The following is a 17,129-nucleotide window of genomic DNA, read 5'->3' as shown; positions in this document are numbered from 1 at the left end:
AGAAACTATGTTCGGCTTGACGGTCCGGGACCATATGATGATTGCCCACAGCTTCAACGGAGAGATCTTTGGTCCGGCCCAAAAGGTCCATGGTGCCACCTACGTGGTGGATGTGACCTTTGAGCGTCACCAGCTGGATAAGGACGACCTGATCGTGGATATTGGTCTGGCCTCCGAGCTTCTAAATAACGTCCTCTCCGAATTCAACATGCAGAACCTGGACGAGCTGCCGGAACTGCGAGGCCGCAATACCACCACTGAATTCATGGCCAAAATGGTGTTCGACCGGATGGCGGCGGCCATTCACGGGGGCCGCTTGGGCGAGACGGGTAAAGGTATTGTCAGCCTGAAAGTCACCCTCTCTGAATCCCATATTGCCTGGGCCAGCTACCATGCCGGAATCTGACGCGCCGGAATCCGTCGAGTTTCTGGTGCCGGGCGATCCTCAGCAGAACACTGGCGGTTACCGGTATGTCCGCAAGTTGGTGGAGGCACTTTGCGAGGATGGTTGTATGGCCCGGGTAAGCGGTTTGCCCGGGCAGTTCCCGCGACCGGACAAGGTCGCCCGCAATGCGATGGATGAGAGGCTTGCGAGCTTCCCCGATGGCACTTCTGTAGTACTCGATGGTCTGGCCATGGGCGGCCTGCCGGAGATCGTCGAAAAACATTCCCGGCGTCTGAATCTGCTTGCCCTTGTGCATCACCCCCTTGCTGACGAGACGGGCATCAGCGAAGCCGACAGGCAGTGGTTTTTGGAGTCCGAGAAACGGGCCCTGGTTTTCGTGAAGGGTGTGATTACCACCAGCCAGCACACCGCCACCCGTCTGGCGGATTATGATGTGCCGGCCGAGGCCATTCGCGTAGCTGAGCCGGGCGTGGCCAGAGCCAATAACCCGAAAGCCCGCGTTGAGTCACCTGAAAAAAATGGACCCCGCATTCTGTGCGTCGCCCATCTGTCACCAAGAAAGGCCCAACACCAACTGGTGGAAGCGTTGGAACACATGAAGGCCCTCCCATGGCATTGCACGCTGGCGGGGTCTGACAGTCGTGATCCGGAATACAGCCAACAGGTGCGTCGGGCGATTACCGATGCCGGTCTTGAAGACAGGATTGAACTGGTCGGGGAAGTGGAAGAGTCCGGGCTTGCTGATCTCTACTGCCAGGCCGATTTCTTTGTACTGCCGTCGCTCTACGAGGGCTATGGCATGGTGATCGACGAGGCGCTGGCCGAGGGGCTGCCAGTCATTTCCTCTGATGGCGGCGCCCTTGCCAAAACCTCTGCGAGGCCGGGAGTGGCTCAGTATTGTGCCGGCGATGTTCGGGCCCTTGAGGCCCGGATCAGGAACTGGCTGGAACATCCGGATCAGTTAGAGCATTCCCGCAAACTGGCTGCCCGGGAATCCAGGCGGATTCGCTCATGGGCCGATACCGCCAGAGACGTGAGCGAAGCGTTGCGATACTTTCAGGGTTTGCCGTCCCACCTGCACCAGCATTCCGAATTTGCGAGCGACTGGCTGGCAGCCCGGGAGGCTGCAGATCACCGTGCACGCTCCAGGGAACTGACCGATGAGTTAAACCAGTGGCTGCTCAGCCAATACGAGAACCTGCCGCCCGAAAGCCATTGCCCGATGCAGATTGTCGACATTGGCACTGGCCGTGGTTCCAACGCTCTGTTCCTGGTGCCCCCCTTGCAGGTGCCGCAAACCTGGCTGGCCCTGGATCAGGACGCTGCGCTACTGCGCGAGGCCAAGCAGCGGGTCGATTTACTGGACGTTCCCTTTGAAACGCGCACCGTTCAGTTGTCCCCGGAAAACCTGGAGCAACATCTGCCTGCCGGCGTTGCCCTGATCACGGCATCAGCACTGATTGATCTTGTTTCAGAGCCCTGGCTGAAAGCGCTCAGCAAGGCGGCGGTGCGCCAAAAATCAGCGATGCTCATCGTACTTAGCTATGCGGGGCATTTTAAATTGTCCCCAGCTCATCCGGACGATGAGCTGCTTCGGAATCTGGTGAACCAGCACCAGCACGGCGACAAGGGCACCGGTGCGGCCCTCGGGCCTGAAGCCCCCATGGTTCTTAGAGACCTGCTCGCCCGGGAAGGGTACCGGGTCAAGTTGGCGGAATCCCCCTGGACGTTGAACCGTGGGGACCAGGTATTGGCCCGGATGCTGATGCAGGGATGGACCGACGCCGCCATCGAACAGTCGCCAACGGACCGTGATTGCCTTAACCGATGGCTGGAAACACGGGACCGTCAGTTGGTCGAGGGCAAACTGACGGTTGTCGTCCGGCATCTGGATTTGCTGGCCCTGCCACCCGGGGAGTTGCCTTGACGGAACTGCGCCAAAGACGGTTGCGACTGGCGGCCCGTTGGCTGTTCACGGTTCTGATCATCGGATTTGTTATCCGCTCCGTGGATGCCCGCGCGCTCTTCGAAGAGCTTGCCCGTGTTTCCCTCTACGTGCTGGTGCCCGCCTTGGCACTTACGGTTTTCCAGGTGGCGCTTTCTGCCTGGCGCTGGCGCTATACCGTGGAACGGCTTGGTCTGCCTCTGGCGTACCCTGTTGCGGTTCGTGAATATTATCTGGCCACGTTCCTGAATCAGGTCCTGCCGGGTGGCGTCCTCGGTGACGTAAACCGCGCCTGGCGCCATGGCAGCGGCGCTGGTGAACGTTTGTCTGCGGTTCACGGGGTGGCCATCGAGCGACTCTCCGGCCAGCTGGTGCTGGGCCTGGTTGTCGCCCTCTCCGTTGGCTGGCTGGTCGGTTCCGGGCACCTCACTGTGGGGCCGTGGGATGGCGGGCAATGGCTGGTTATTGTCGCTGTCGTCGTTATTCTGGGCGCCTGGCTGGCAGTGAAAGCCGCAATCGCGAGTTACCTGCAGCGCCTTCGGCATGATCTGTATCTGTCGTTGCTGAATCGCACCGTATTGCCAGTCCAGCTTGGCTCTTCGCTACTGGTGTTGGCGAGCTATCTTGGGGTGTTTCTCTGCCTGGCCTGGGGAGCCGGTTATCTTGATAGCGTGGAATCTGTGGCCGTGATTGCCGGGTTGGGCAGTATTCTGCTGCTGAGCATGGTTATTCCATTGACCGTGGCCGGCTGGGGCATTCGCGAAGGTGCTGCGGCCGTGCTGTGGCCCATGGTTGGGCTACCGGCAGAGCAGGGGGTGGCGCTCAGCGTGGGATATGGGGCGCTGGTGCTGGTTTCGAGTTTGCCCGGTGTGGTTTTTTTGTTTGCCAGCAGGCTGGCAGCAAGGTGAACCCCGTTCTTCATTTTTCTCCCCCTCTCCCCCTCTCCCCGCGCGGGAATTTTTCTCCCCCTCTCCCCCCGCGGGAGAGGGGCCAGGGGAGAGGGGGCTACTGCCTGGAAAAATCCAGATCAAACAACATATCGCTCCCAAGATTCACCAGTTGCGCCCGTGGCCGGAGGGCATCATCCAGAAAATCGATCTCCGGAAGGGAGAAGGCCGGCCGGCCGCTGCCGATGATCATGGGGGCGACCATTACGTGAAGCCGGTCCAGCAAGCCGGCGTTGAGGAACGAGGAAACGGTGACGCCGCCCCCTTCCACGAACACCTTTTTCAAACCCAAATCCGCCAGAACCTGAAGGATGAACTTTGGATCGACGGGGCCCTCGGCGTTCGCATCTCCAAGACAGGCGATCTCGCTAACACCGGAACCGATAGACGGATTCCTGCTTTTGTCATAGTGGCCCGCCACCAACCGCAGGGTGGGAGCTTCGCCATCGGTGAACAGGTGATGGCTGTCTGGTACGCGATGATGACGGTCAATGACCACGCGCACGGGGTTGCGGCCACTGGTGCGGCGAACGGTCAAACGGGGATTGTCTGTAGTGGCGGTTCCGGCTCCGACAACAACCGCATGCGACACTGCGCGGATCCGGTGCAGATGGGTAATTCCATCGTCGCCGTTGATGAAACGGGAGCGACCGGTAACCGTGGCAATGCGTCCGTCCAGGCTTTGGCCCAACTGACCAATAACTTTGGGGCTGCCGTTATCTGGCACGGGACGACAAAGGGGTAGGAATACCGAGAGTAGATCCTTCGCCTCACCCGTGGCCGGCTGCATCAGGTGCCAGGCCCCGTGGCCGTTAAGTTTTACCGCTTCTTTGTCGGTTCCCGGCAATGGCAGTGTCACATTGCTGCGGTTAACTGCGCTAAGCACCAACTCCCATGCCGAGTCGATATCCAGAGTTCTTGCCGCCATAAATAGCCTGTTTGGTTGTTGCCTAGGAGCCTCTGGATGCCTCCGGAGCGCCTCTGCGTGCTCTGAGGGCTTCAGATGCAAGGCGCAGTTCGCAGCTAATGGCCGTAGCCCTTAGCAAGAGCTGCAACACAGCATGTGAAGTCCTCAGAGTACGCCCTCCGGGTTCTTCAGAGGTGCTTCGGAGGCATTCAGAGGCTCCTTTAGTATAGGCAGATTGTGTGCAAAGCTATATGTACGTTACATTTCCGGATTGATTCACTTCGCAGGGCATTATCGGGACGAGTATCCCGGCTTGGATGACGAGGTAAGTGGCCATGCAGCATGCGCAACCCATTCAGCACTGGGAACCAGAGAAGCCTGAGGACCACGGGCAACTGGAACTTCCCGGTATTGCCCTGGACAAGAGTGATGAGCTGCTGGAGTCCCTGGCTGAGCTGGAGGAAGCGCTTGAGGAGGTCCAGCTGACCGGAGAAGAGATGGAACTGCTTCGCCGGTTCCGCAGGACGAGCGCGGAAAACCGGCGAATGATTCTTCAGATCCTGGGCAGCTGAACCCGCCCCGGATCCCTTACTTGCCTTTTCTGTAGATATTCTCGTAAACGTAGTTGGTGGCTTCCACAAAGCCATCAATGCTGCCGCAATCGAACCGGCGACCTTTGAACTGATAAGCCAGCACGCAACCATTTTTCGCCTGCTCGAGAAGGGCATCGGTGATCTGGACCTCACCGTTCTTGCCTGCCGGGGTCTTCTCAATAATTTCGAAGATATCCGGCGTGAGAATATAGCGGCCGATAATGGCGAGGTTGCTGGGCGCATCTTCCGGAGCCGGCTTTTCTACCATGTCTGTGATCCGGTAGAGGCCATCTTTCATGGATTCACCGGCGATCACCCCGTACTTGTGGGTTTCATCAGCCGGCACTTCTTCGATGGCCACAATAGAGCAGCGGAACTGGTTGTAGAGCTTCACCATCTGCGCCAGGACGCCATCTTCACCATCGGGGCCAATGCAGAAGTCATCCGCCAGCACGACCGCAAACGGGTTGTCACCCACCAGGTTGCGACCAGTCAGTATGGCGTGGCCGAGGCCCTTCATCTCATTCTGCCGCGTGAAGGCAAAACTGTTGTGGTCGATCAGCTCGCGGATGGAGGTCAGCAGCTCTTCCTTGCCAGAGCCGGCAATCTGTTGTTCGAGCTCGTAGCTGATATCGAAATGATCTTCGATAGCCCGCTTGCCGCGACCGGTCACGAAGCCGAATTCGTGAATACCTGCTTCGGAGGCTTCCTCAACGCCGTACTGAACCAGGGGTTTGTTAACCACCGGCAGGATCTCCTTGGGCATCGCCTTGGTGGCCGGAAGAAAGCGGGTGCCGTAGCCGGCGACGGGAAACAGGCATTTTTTGATCATATCGTTCGTCCTTTGATGGTCGGTTTCACGCCCGGTGGGCTGCTCAACGCCTCTGCGTAAGCCTATCAACAATTGTTCTATCACAAAGTGTGCCGAGTTTACCCAAGTTGTAACGACAAATGCAGGGGCGTGATGGAAATTGTACGTTCTAGCAAAGAGCTATAGCCCCTTAGAGGAGGGTTCTTCAGGTTTACCATTACCAAAAATTTCTCTGATCAGAGGTCTCTTAGTGCGATCCTCCTTGCCTGATTGCACTCATTTGGTGCGCTTTCGGCAGCGTGGGTTCCTTACCCGAATAGGCTCTCTACCTTTTATTGTTCGTACATAGTCCACGTGATCTTCTCTATGGCAATCTATAGCCCGGTACAGGAGGGGCGAGACCAATGGACAGACGAACGCTGATCAAGCGGCTGGGAGCACTGGTAAGTGCCGGCGCGTTACCACTGTCGCCCCTTGCGATGGGTACCGGCCTCCAACCAGTATTTGGAAGCAGTCCCCGTGCCTTCAACTACGCCTGGCTCAAAGGTCGGGCCCGGGCATTGGCCGCTGAGGCGTATGTCGCCCATAAAGACGAATTGCCCCAATCACTGAAATCCATTTCCTGGGATGACTATCAGGCCATCGCCTTCAGGTCCGACCGGGCGCTCTGGCGCGACGACGACACTGCTTTCCAGATTCAGCTCTTCCACCTTGGGCTGTATTTCCAACAACCCGTAAAAATCCATGAAGTCACTGATGGCGAGGCAACGGAACTGGCCTATCGACAGGATCTGTTCCGGTACAACGGCGATCAGCCCCTGGGCGATTTGCCAGAAGACCTGGGCTACGCCGGTTTTCGGATCCACTACCATAAAAACTTTGCCCTGGATCTCGCCGCCTTTTTGGGCGCCAGTTATTTCCGCGCGGTGGGCTCGGAGATGCAGTACGGCCTGTCGGCCAGAGGGCTGGCCATTGATACCGGCATGGATCGTAAAGAAGAGTTTCCCCGGTTTTCCGAGTTCTGGCTGGAGAAACCGGCCTCGGGCAGCCAGCTACTCAGGGTATGGGCTCTGCTGGACTCCCCCAGTACCACCGGCGCCTACTCGTTTGTGCTCGACCCGGGGCGCAACATGGTCATGGATGTGGATGCGGCACTCTATCCGAGAACAGAAATTACCCGGGCGGGCATTGCACCGCTGACCAGCATGTACCAGGTGGGCGAAAATGATGATCGCATGGGCTACGACTGGCGTCCGGAAATACACGATTCTGACGGCCTCGCAATTCGCAACGGCAACGGCGAGTGGTTGTGGCGGCCGCTGGTGAATCCCGTCAATCTCCGGTTCAACACTTTTCAGGACAACAATCCCGTCGGCTTTGGCCTGCTGCAGCGGGACAGGGATTTCGACCACTACCAGGATGATGGCGTGTTTTACGATCGCCGGCCCAGCCTCTGGGTGGAGCCCCGGGGAGACTGGGGGCGGGGCAGTGTGGATCTGGTGGAAATCCCTACCGTGGATGAAACCTTCGACAACATCGTCGCCTTCTGGCGCCCGCAGGAACCTCTGTTGCCAGGCCGGGAATACCTCTACAGCTACCGCCTGCACTGGGGCGAGCAAGCTCCGTTGCAACCATATGAATTAGCCACTGTGCAGGCAACCAGGACCGGGCTGGGCGGTGTTGTGGGTCAGGAGCGCACCTATTTCTCTTGGCGCTTTGCAGTTGATTTCGCCGGCGGCGCGCTTCAAATGCTCGCCAAGGATGCAGGGGTAGAGACGGTCATAAGCGTGAGCCGCGGAGACGTCGAAATCACTTCCGCAAGACCATTGTCTGCAATCAATGGCTACCGGGCCATGTTTGACCTCGTGCCAGATGATTCCACTGAACCTGTCAATATCCGCCTGTACCTCAGGCTGGGCGGCGAGCCGCTGACGGAGACCTGGCTATATCAGTACACTCCGCCACCGGTCGACGAACGCCAGATCTACTGATTGGCTCTGCCTATTGTAAACAATCTGCAGCTCAATTTAGCCAATATTGTTGACAATATGATCGCTCAAGCGTAGCTTTGCTCAAAATCAACCCGGTTTTGTTGACAAACTATGGCTGAGTTACTGTCTACTACCTACACCCGCGCCGACGAGGCTTTCGATTGTCTGCAAACGGCAATCGTCAAAGGGGAACTGGCGCCCGGCGAGAAGATCGGCGAACTGGAGCTTTGTTCCCGTTTTAACCTCACGCGTGGCCCGCTCCGGGAAGCGCTGGGCCGTCTTGAATCCCGCGGGCTTCTGGTGCGCCGTCCCCACGCCGGCGTCAAGGTGGTTTCAGTCAGCGCATCCGAGTTAATGGAGCTCTACCGCATACGCGAAGTCATGGAGGGGCTGGCCGCTCGACAGGCCGCCGAGCGCATGACCGACCAGGAAATTGCCGACCTTCAGGCCACCCTCGACACCCACGAACGCATGATCGATGAAGCCCAGGGCCAGGCCTATTACCAGGCCGAAGGGGATTACGACTTCCACCACAGAATCGCCACCGGTAGCCGCAATACCAAACTTGCCCAGATGCTGCTGGGTGATCTTTATTACATGGTACGGATGTACCGTTACCGTCTCAGCACCTCCACCGGGCGCCCCCAGCGGGCACTGGGTGAACACCGCCGTATCGTCGAGGCCATCGCCCAGCGCGATGGGGAACTCGCCGAATTTCTGATGAAACGCCATATCAACGCAGCAAGACAGAACATCGAGAGAAAGATCGAGGAAGGCGAGCTCACAATTTGAACAAGGGGTCAGACCCCGATTTCACGCACAAATTTACGAATAACCAAGAGAGGCCAACACCATGTCCAACAAACTCAGCCCCGGCGCCCGCTTCCGCAAAGCGCTCAAAGACAACCAGCCCCTTCAGATTGTCGGAACCATCAACGCCTACGCCGCTATGATGGCCGAGAAAGTGGGTCATAAGGCCATTTATCTTTCCGGTGGCGGCGTCGCTAACGCCTCCTACGGTTTGCCGGATCTGGGCATGACCTCCATGAACGATGTGGTCGAGGACGTTCGCCGAATTACCGCAGCTACCGACGTACCTTTGCTGGTTGATATTGATACCGGCTGGGGTGGTGCTTTCAACATCGCCCGCACCATCCGCGAGATGGAGCGTGCCGGTGCAGCCGCTGTCCACATCGAAGACCAGGTTGCCCAGAAACGCTGTGGTCACCGCCCGAACAAGGAGATCGTGTCCCAGGAGGAGATGGTCGACCGCATCAAGGCCGCCGTGGATGCCCGGGAAGACAAAGACTTCTTTATCATGGCCCGTACCGACGCGTTCCAGAAAGAAGGCCTCGAAGCCGCTATCGAACGCGCCAAGGCCTGCATTGAAGCCGGCGCCGACGGCATCTTTGCCGAAGCGGTTACGGAACTTGAGCACTACAAGGCCTTCTCCGAAGCCCTGGACGTGCCTATCCTGGCCAACATCACCGAATTTGGTGCCACACCGCTATACAACCGCAAGGAACTGGCCGAAGCCGGCGCCGACATGGTTCTGTACCCACTCAGCGCCTTCCGCGCCATGAACAAGGCCGCCCTGACTGTTTACCAGAACATTCTGGAGAAGGGCGACCAGAAAGACGTGGTTGATCTGATGCAGACCCGGATGGAACTTTACGATTTCCTGAACTATCACGATTTCGAGCAGAAGCTGGACCAGCTGTTCCAGCAGAGCAAAGGCTAACAGCATTTATCCCCTCTCCCCTAGCGGGAGAGGGCCAGGGAGAGGGGGTAGAGAAGCACTCCGCAGAATCGGAAGCTTCCCCTCTCCCCCGGCCCCTCTCCCGCACGGGGAGAGGGGAGTCACAAATATTCAGGATTGGCCCAAGGGGTAATCCGACACCCCAAACAAGATAACGATGGGAGACAACAATGGCTGAAGCAAAAAAACTAGGTGGCGCAGGCCTCCGTGGCCAGGTAGCTGGCGAAACCGCCCTGTGTACAGTGGGCAAAAGCGGCGCCGGCCTGACCTACCGCGGCTACGACATTGCCGATCTGGCTGAAAAAGCCCAGTTCGAAGAAATCGCTTACCTGCTGCTGCGCGGCAAACTGCCGAACCGTCAGGAGCTGGATGCCTACACCAAAAAACTCCAGAGCCTCCGTGGCCTGCCGGCTGCCCTGAAAACCGTGCTTGAGCAGATCCCCAAAGACGCGCACCCGATGGACGTGATGCGTACCGGCTGCTCCATGCTGGGCAACCTGGAAACCGAAGAAGACTTTAGCGAGCAGGACGACAAGATCGACCGCATGCTGGCGGTGTTCCCTTCTATCATCACCTACTGGTACCGCTTCGCCCACGAAGGCGTTCGTATCGAAACCGAGAGCGACGTGGACTCCATCGGTGGCCATTTCCTGGAGCTGCTGCACGGCAAGAAACCCAGCGAGCTCCACGAGCGCGTCATGAACGTTTCGCTGATCCTGTACGCCGAGCACGAATTCAACGCCTCCACCTTCACCGCCCGCGTGTGTGCCTCCACGCTGTCTGATATTCACAGCTGTGTGACCGGTGCCATCGGTTCGCTGCGTGGACCTCTGCACGGCGGCGCCAACGAAGCGGCCATGGCCCTGATCCAGAAATTCAAGACGCCGGAAGAGGCCGAAGAAGGTCTGATGGGCATGCTGGAGCGCAAAGAGAAGATCATGGGCTTCGGCCACGCGATCTACAAAGAGTCCGACCCGCGCAACGCCATCATCAAGCAGTGGTCCAAGAAGCTGGCTGAGGAAGTGGGTGATACCGTGCTGTACCCGGTATCCGAGCGCTGCGAAGCTGTTATGTGGCGCGAGAAGAAGCTCTTCTGTAACGCCGACTTCTTCCACGCATCCGCCTATCACTTCATGGGCATTCCGACCGAACTGTTCACCCCGATCTTCGTGATGTCCCGGGTATCCGGCTGGACCGCGCACGTGAAAGAGCAGCGCGAGAACAACCGCATCATCCGCCCAAGTGCCGATTACACCGGCCCGGCGGATTCGAATTGGGTGCCGATCGACGAGCGGCCGTGATTTTTCACTCTCCTCTCCCCCCCGCGGGAGAGGGGCTGGGGGAGAGGGGGAGCGTGAACATCACACCACGCGGTCTCCCCCTCTCCCTAACCCTCTCCCACAAGGGGAGAGGGAACCAATAAACCAAGATTCCGAGTACTGCTCATGAACACTGAATACCGTAAACCGCTCCCAGGCACCGACCTGGACTATTTCGATACCCGCCAGGCCGTGGAAGACATCCAGGCCGGCGCGTACGACAAGCTCCCGTACACCTCCAAGATCCTGGCTGAGCAACTGGTTCGCCGGTGCGATCCTGAGGTGCTGACGGATTCCCTGAAACAGCTGATCGAGCGCAAGCGTGACCTGGACTTCCCCTGGTATCCGGCTCGTGTGGTCTGCCACGACATCCTCGGCCAGACCGCCCTGGTGGATCTGGCCGGCCTGCGTGACGCCATCGCCGAGAAGGGCGGTGATCCCGCCAAGGTCAACCCGGTGGTTCCTACCCAGCTGATCGTGGATCATTCGCTTGCCGTTGAGCACGCCGGTTTCGAGAAGGACGCGTTCGAGAAGAACCGAGAGATTGAAGACCGCCGCAACGACGACCGGTTCCACTTCATCAACTGGACCAAGACCGCGTTCAAGAACGTGGATGTGATCCCTCCCGGCAACGGCATCATGCACCAGATCAACCTGGAGAAGATGTCTCCGGTGGTTCAGAACCGCGATGGAGTCGCCTTCCCGGATACCTGTGTTGGCACTGACAGCCACACCCCGATGGTGGATGCCCTGGGCGTAATCTCCGTGGGTGTAGGCGGCCTGGAAGCCGAGAGCGTTATGCTGGGCCGTGCCTCCATGATGCGCCTGCCGGATATTGTTGGTGTTGAACTGACAGGCAAGCTGCAGCCGGGTATCACCAGTACCGATATGGTTCTGGCCATCACCGAATTCCTGCGTAAGGAAAAAGTGGTAGGCGCTTACCTGGAGTTCTATGGCGAGGGCGCAGACAGCCTTAGCGTTGGCGACCGTGCCACCATCTCCAACATGACTCCGGAGTATGGCGCCACCGCAGCGATGTTCTACATCGACGGCCAGACTATCGATTACCTGAAACTGACCGGTCGTGAAGACGATCAGGTCGCCCTGGTGGAGAAATACGCCAAAGAGACAGGTCTCTGGGCTGACAGCATGAAAAACGCGGAATACGAGCGTGTGCTGAAGTTCGACCTGTCCAAGGTGACCCGTACCTTGGCTGGCCCCTCCAACCCCCACGCGCACCTGCCCACATCCGAGTTGGCAGAACGCGGCATTGCCGGTGAATGGGAGCAGGAAGAAGGCAAGATGCCGGATGGCGCGTGTATCATCGCCGCTATCACCAGCTGTACCAACACCAGTAACCCCCGCAACATGGTGGCTGCGGGCCTGATCGCCCGCAACGCCAACAAGCTGGGCCTGACCCGCAAGCCTTGGGTGAAGACTTCGCTGGCGCCGGGTTCCAAGACCGTGAAGATGTACCTGGAAGAAGCCAAGCTCCTGCCGGAGCTGGAACAACTCGGCTTTGGCGTGGTGGCCTTCGCCTGCACCACCTGTAACGGCATGAGTGGCGCCCTGGATCCGAAGATCGCGCAGGAAATCATGGATCGCGATCTGTTCTCCACCGCCGTGCTCTCCGGTAACCGGAACTTCGACGGCCGGATTCACCCCTATGCCAAGCAGGCGTTCCTGGCGTCGCCGCCGCTGGTGGTTGCCTATGCGATCGCAGGCACCATCCGGTTCGACATCGAAAAAGATGCCCTGGGCTACGATAAAGACGGCAACCCCGTCACTCTGAAGGACATCTGGCCGGACGATGCGGAAATCGATGCCATCGTGAAATCCAGCGTGAAGCCGGAGCAGTTCCGCAGCACCTACATCCCGATGTTCGACATCACCCGGGATGCGCAGGCCAACACCAACCCGCTGTACGAATGGCGCCCGCAGAGCACCTATATTCGTCGCCCGCCGTACTGGGAAGGTGGCATGGTCGGTGAGAAAACCCTCAAGGGCATGCGCCCGCTGGCGGTGTTGCCGGACAACATCACCACCGACCATCTGTCGCCCTCCAACGCGATCATGATGAACAGCGCAGCCGGTGAATACCTGCACAAGATGGGTGTGCCGGAGGAGGACTTCAACTCCTACGCCACCCACCGCGGCGACCACCTGACGGCCCAGCGCGCTACGTTTGCCAACCCGAAACTGTTCAACGAAATGGTCCGGGACGAAAACGGCAACGTGAAGCAGGGCTCCCTGGCCCGCATCGAGCCGGAGGGCAAAGTGGTCCGCATGTGGGAAGCCATCGAAACCTACATGGAGCGCAAGCAGCCGCTTATCATCATCGCTGGCGCCGACTACGGGCAGGGCTCGTCCCGTGACTGGGCCGCCAAAGGCGTCGCCCTGGCCGGTGTAGAAGCGATTGTGGCCGAAGGCTTTGAGCGCATTCACCGCACCAACCTGATCGGCATGGGTGTGATGCCCCTGCAGTTCGAAGAGGGCACCACACGCAAAACTCTGGGCATCGACGGCACAGAAACCTACGACGTAGAAGGCACCCCGGCGCCCCGCGCCGAATTGACGCTGGTCATCCATCGGAAGAACGGCAGCACCGAGCGTGTGCCGGTTATCTGCCGCCTGGATACCGCTGAGGAAGTGTCTATTTATAGCGCTGGTGGTGTGTTGCAGCGGTTTGCGGAAGATTTCCTGCAATCCGAAGGCGCTGCCTGAGCCAGGAAACAAGGGGGCAGAAGAAAGCCTTCTTCTGACCCCATCTTCACGGATACAGAGAGTAAAACCATGCCCCACGCTCCCCAAATCAAAGTCCCCGCCACTTACATGCGTGGCGGCACCAGCAAAGGCGTCTTCTTCCGCCTTCAGGACCTCCCGGAAGCCTGCCAGATACCAGGCGAAGCCCGGGACAAACTCCTGCTCCGGGTGATCGGCAGCCCCGACCCCTACCAGAAGCAAATCGACGGCATGGGCGGCGCCACCTCCAGCACCAGCAAAACCGTGATCCTGGCAGAACCCACCCAGCCGGATCACGACGTCGACTACCTGTTCGGCCAGGTGTCCATCGACAAGCCCTTTGTGGACTGGAGCGGTAACTGCGGCAACCTTACTGCTGCTGTAGGCGCTTTCGCCATCAACAGCGGTTTCGTGGACAAAGAACGGATTCCGGAGAACGGCACCTGCACCGTGCGTATCTGGCAGGCCAACATCAGAAAGACCATCGTCGCCCACGTGCCCATCACCAACGGTGAAGTGCAGGAAACCGGCGATTTCGAGCTGGACGGCGTCACCTTCCCGGCCGCTGAAGTGCAGGTGGAATTTATGGACCCGGCTGATGGCGAAGGCTCCATGTTCCCTACCGGCAACTTGGTGGACGACCTGGAAGTGCCGGGCGTAGGCACCCTGAAAGCCACCATGATCAGTGCCGGCATCCCCACCATCTTCGTGAACGCCGAAGACATCGGGTACAAAGGCACGGAGCTGCAGGATGACATCAATAGTGATCCCAAGGCACTGCTGATGTTTGAAACCATCCGGGCCCATGGCGCTGTAAAAATGGGCCTGATCCAGAACATCGAAGAAGCCGCCAACCGCCAGCACACCCCGAAGGTGGCCTTCGTGGCGAAGCCGTCTGATTACGTATCCTCAAGCGGCAAAAACATCGGGGCAGGGGATGTGGACGTCCTGGTTCGCGCTCTGTCCATGGGCAAGCTCCACCACGCCATGATGGGCACGGCGGCGGTGGCCATTGCCACGGCATCGGCGGTTCCCGGAACCCTGGTGAATCTGGCTGCAGGTGGTGGCGACCGCACCCACGTGACCTTCGGGCACCCCTCCGGCACTCTGCGTGTTGGGGCAGAAGCGAAGGAAGTGAATGGTCAGTGGACCGCGACCAAAGCCATTATGAGCCGCAGTGCGCGGGTTTTGATGGAAGGTTGGGTGAGGGTGCCTGCCTACTTCTCCTAGCCAATTATACTGTCGATGATCGAAAAAGCCGGAGGCAATCCCCGGCTTTATTATTTTCCGACGATCATCCAGTTTTCAGTTAAATTCAGGTTTTCTCCGACGTGCGAAACCAAGCCCCGCTAGCCCCAGACCAAGCAAAGCGACCGTACCGGGTTCTGGAACTTCAATGGTTCGTGTTTTGACCACGCCAGCAAGAAGCGCATAGTTTTTGCTTTTTTCCTTGGTCCAGAATTCGCTTGCAAGCTCGTCGTTGTAAAAAAAGCCGGCGATGTCGAGATAATATGCGGTATTACCCAGGATGAATTCCTGTGAGGCGCCTTCATTTCGCGTGAAAGTCACTTGATCAGCACATCCATAACGATTTAGAGAGTCGCCATCGTATCCGCCGTTGGGGCACCGGCCATAGTAAGGGTGATTTACTGTCTCCCAATGAACGAAATCGAAGAGTGAGTCGATGGACTTTGTCGTGCCATTGATGGATAGAGTCGTTGAAACTTTCAGCGAAGCAGATTCGAGGGTTGAACCCGTCACCGGATAATTGAAATGAATAAAAGCGCCCAAGTTAAAAGGTGTGCTTTCTTCAATCGGAAAACTTGGTGGTGCGAAGCCGTCGAATTTGTAGCCGCTCTGTTTGTGCCAGTATACGGGGTGACCCCATTTGATGGTGTCGGTGTTGATCCCGCTCACAACGGAAGATCCGGGAGTCGTTGCAGTCCATATTCCGCTCACGTTCGTTGCACTGATCGGGACCGCAGACACTGGCAACGAGAAGAGAGAAGCTGCTACTAGGCCTAGGCCAAATGGCAGAAGAAACTTTTTCATCATCATGCTTCCCTGTAATTAGTGATGTCCCTTACGGCGGAGGCAAAAAGCTTACCACAAAGAGGATCCGGCTGATTTATAAAGGGTTACCTTCGAAGCAGTTCGTTGTGGTGAAAACCTCCAACTGCGAGATGTAAAAATTTCGGACACTGGCGAATGCAATGGTGTAACAATTGTCTCTGCCGAACACTCAACTAGGCTTAGACACACAATCATTGAAAGACAGGGAGGGATTGCTGTGTCACCAACATTCGATCTCAACGAACGTCCCGACTAGGACGAAGTCTTGCAGAAAATCGCGGACTACGTTCTTACCTATGAAATAACCAGCGAAGAAGCCTGGAAAACCGCTCGCCTCTGCCTGATGGACACCCTTGGTTGTGGTCTTCTGGCTCTGCGCTTTCCCGAATGCACCAAACATCTCGGCCCAATCGTTGAGGAGAGCTTTGTCCATTACTGCAGTGTATCCCTCAATCGCAGAATTACCGTCAAAAACCTTTACATTGCGCTTTCGTACAGTCAGGCGGAATGCACCAGGCTGTCACTGAATATAATTTGTAACTACCTGAATTAAAAATGAAACCTTGGCAAAATTCCGATAACCGGCATTGGTTTTGCATTTTTAACTGACTATGGATGGATTTCGAAAGTCCAATCCTTCCACGCGGCTCCGATGATAGACCCGAAATTTATCGGATGTCCTGAACAGGAAACAGGGAGTAAGTGATCATGACTCGTTTCACTAAAAAGATTCTAGCAGCGGCGGTAATGAGCACAATTGGAGGTGTCGCATCGGCTGCCCCGTTCACCGAGATCCGGATTGGCGATAACGATGGTTTCGGCTACGACGCTGATCCCAATTTCGCCGATTTGACGGGTGACGGAGGCACTGCTGACCGAAATTCTGATGGTCACCTTGGGCCGAATGATGTTCTTCCAAGCATGAATGGTGATAACACTGTAGCCACTGGTTCGGGAGATGATTTCGATAACAGAAACGGCGAATCCATTAATGGTTCCGGATTCACAGATACAGGAACGACTGGCGCAACATTCACTGATATCAGCCTCTCAACCAGCTACGACAGCTCTTCTGCAAGTGAGCAGGTTTATAACGCCAACACGGGTACCCCCGGCAGTGGAGGTGTCTTCCCTTCAGGTCTATCCAGTACTCTGCCGAATCAACCGGGTTTTTCATTTCTTTTTGAAGTGGATAAAGCAGACATTACGGTCGGTACCGATATCTTCTTTAATATGGTATTCGCCGATTATGATGTCCAGCCGGCGAACATAGAGTTTATTTATGCGTCGGGAAAAGAAACTCTGGGGGTGACTTTGCAAAACAACGGTCCGAACGATGGTTTGATCCAGGGCGCTTTCGCGAAACTCGATTTTTATGATGTTTTCAGTGATGGCGATAGTGTATGGAATGGTGTTCTCGGCGTAAACTTCAACGCACCAAACGAGCCATATACGGCGTTTGATTACGTCGAGCTCAGCGTGAAGCCGTTGGTGGTCGATGTGCCAGAGCCGGGCACGTTGGCTCTTTTTGCTCTTGGTTTGACGGGTATATTCGGCATTAGGAAATTGCCCTTGCATCGGCCAATGTAAAAGCTCTTTCTGATAGGCACCTGGTGCGCAATCCAGGTGCCTTGTC

The 17,129-nt window shown here is 57.4% G+C and carries 14 protein-coding genes and 1 pseudogene; 12 read left to right on the top strand and 3 right to left on the bottom strand.

From position 1 onward, the window contains the following. The first annotated feature begins 7 nt into the window (after positions 1 to 7). From ACP86_RS00205 to ACP86_RS00195, 3 genes are read left to right on the top strand one after another with little or no spacing between them, the layout of a single operon-like run. Positions 8 to 406: a 6-pyruvoyl trahydropterin synthase family protein gene (locus ACP86_RS00205; RefSeq protein ID WP_053112153.1), complete on the top strand. Its 399-nt coding sequence runs from the start codon at positions 8 to 10 to the stop codon at positions 404 to 406. Continuing rightward, positions 393 to 2,333 (top strand): glycosyltransferase, encoded by a 1,941-nt coding sequence (locus tag ACP86_RS00200; RefSeq protein ID WP_053112151.1) that lies wholly within the window; start codon positions 393 to 395, stop codon positions 2,331 to 2,333. Before ACP86_RS00205 ends, ACP86_RS00200 begins: the two co-directional genes overlap by 14 nt. Beyond that, on the top strand, positions 2,330 to 3,259 hold the full coding sequence (locus ACP86_RS00195; protein WP_053112149.1) for a lysylphosphatidylglycerol synthase transmembrane domain-containing protein: 930 nt from the start codon (positions 2,330 to 2,332) through the stop codon (positions 3,257 to 3,259). Before ACP86_RS00200 ends, ACP86_RS00195 begins: the two co-directional genes overlap by 4 nt. Before the next feature lie 97 nt (positions 3,260 to 3,356). Here ACP86_RS00195 and ACP86_RS00190 read toward each other — a convergent pair whose 3' ends face one another. Next, positions 3,357 to 4,226: a RibD family protein gene (locus ACP86_RS00190; protein WP_053112147.1), complete on the bottom strand. Its 870-nt coding sequence runs from the start codon at positions 4,224 to 4,226 to the stop codon at positions 3,357 to 3,359. 314 nt (positions 4,227 to 4,540) lie between these two features. Between ACP86_RS00190 and ACP86_RS00185 the strand changes: the two genes are divergently transcribed. After that, the gene (locus ACP86_RS00185) at positions 4,541 to 4,777 is read left to right on the top strand and encodes a hypothetical protein (RefSeq protein ID WP_053112146.1); all 237 of its coding nucleotides are present in this window, start codon (positions 4,541 to 4,543) and stop codon (positions 4,775 to 4,777) included. Positions 4,778 to 4,793: 16 nt separating this feature from the next. Here ACP86_RS00185 and galU read toward each other — a convergent pair whose 3' ends face one another. Beyond that, entirely contained in the window at positions 4,794 to 5,630 is an 837-nt protein-coding gene (gene galU / locus ACP86_RS00180; RefSeq protein ID WP_053112144.1) for a UTP--glucose-1-phosphate uridylyltransferase GalU, read from the bottom strand. Between the two features lie 383 nt (positions 5,631 to 6,013). On the opposite strand from galU, the gene ACP86_RS00175 reads away from it, so the two are divergent. From ACP86_RS00175 to prpF, 6 genes are all read left to right on the top strand, one after another. Then, positions 6,014 to 7,600 (top strand): glucan biosynthesis protein, encoded by a 1,587-nt coding sequence (locus ACP86_RS00175; protein WP_200905080.1) that lies wholly within the window; start codon positions 6,014 to 6,016, stop codon positions 7,598 to 7,600. A 111-nt stretch (positions 7,601 to 7,711) separates the two neighbouring features. Beyond that, positions 7,712 to 8,392, top strand: coding sequence for a GntR family transcriptional regulator (locus tag ACP86_RS00170; RefSeq protein WP_014577287.1), 681 nt, complete (start codon positions 7,712 to 7,714; stop codon positions 8,390 to 8,392). A 61-nt stretch (positions 8,393 to 8,453) separates the two neighbouring features. Beyond that, positions 8,454 to 9,341 (top strand): methylisocitrate lyase, encoded by an 888-nt coding sequence (gene prpB / locus ACP86_RS00165; protein ID WP_053112143.1) that lies wholly within the window; start codon positions 8,454 to 8,456, stop codon positions 9,339 to 9,341. Between the two features lie 188 nt (positions 9,342 to 9,529). Then, complete coding sequence (gene prpC / locus ACP86_RS00160) at positions 9,530 to 10,660, top strand: 2-methylcitrate synthase (protein WP_053112141.1); 1,131 nt, start codon at positions 9,530 to 9,532, stop codon at positions 10,658 to 10,660. Positions 10,661 to 10,804: 144 nt separating this feature from the next. Further along, on the top strand, positions 10,805 to 13,402 hold the full coding sequence (gene acnD, locus ACP86_RS00155) for a Fe/S-dependent 2-methylisocitrate dehydratase AcnD (RefSeq protein ID WP_053112139.1): 2,598 nt from the start codon (positions 10,805 to 10,807) through the stop codon (positions 13,400 to 13,402). 69 nt (positions 13,403 to 13,471) lie between these two features. After that, positions 13,472 to 14,650, top strand: a complete 1,179-nt coding sequence (prpF, locus tag ACP86_RS00150) for a 2-methylaconitate cis-trans isomerase PrpF (protein ID WP_053112137.1) — start codon at positions 13,472 to 13,474, stop codon at positions 14,648 to 14,650. A gap of 75 nt (positions 14,651 to 14,725) precedes the next feature. On the opposite strand, the gene ACP86_RS00145 is transcribed toward prpF, so the two are convergent. After that, complete coding sequence (locus ACP86_RS00145) at positions 14,726 to 15,478, bottom strand: THxN family PEP-CTERM protein (protein ID WP_094182515.1); 753 nt, start codon at positions 15,476 to 15,478, stop codon at positions 14,726 to 14,728. A 280-nt stretch (positions 15,479 to 15,758) separates the two neighbouring features. Between ACP86_RS00145 and ACP86_RS21935 the strand changes: the two are divergent. After that, positions 15,759 to 15,923, top strand: a pseudogene (locus ACP86_RS21935) (MmgE/PrpD family protein); the annotation flags it as partial. A 278-nt stretch (positions 15,924 to 16,201) separates the two neighbouring features. Further along, positions 16,202 to 17,083 carry a PEP-CTERM sorting domain-containing protein gene (locus ACP86_RS00135; RefSeq protein ID WP_053112123.1) on the top strand — a complete coding sequence of 294 codons (882 nt, stop codon included), beginning with the start codon at positions 16,202 to 16,204 and terminating at the stop codon, positions 17,081 to 17,083. The last annotated feature ends 46 nt before the right edge of the window (positions 17,084 to 17,129 follow it).

Origin of the sequence: Marinobacter sp. CP1, from assembly GCF_001266795.1 — a bacterium.
Lineage (GTDB): Bacteria > Pseudomonadota > Gammaproteobacteria > Pseudomonadales > Oleiphilaceae > Marinobacter > Marinobacter flavimaris.
This window is presented reverse-complemented; position numbering and strand designations above follow the sequence as displayed.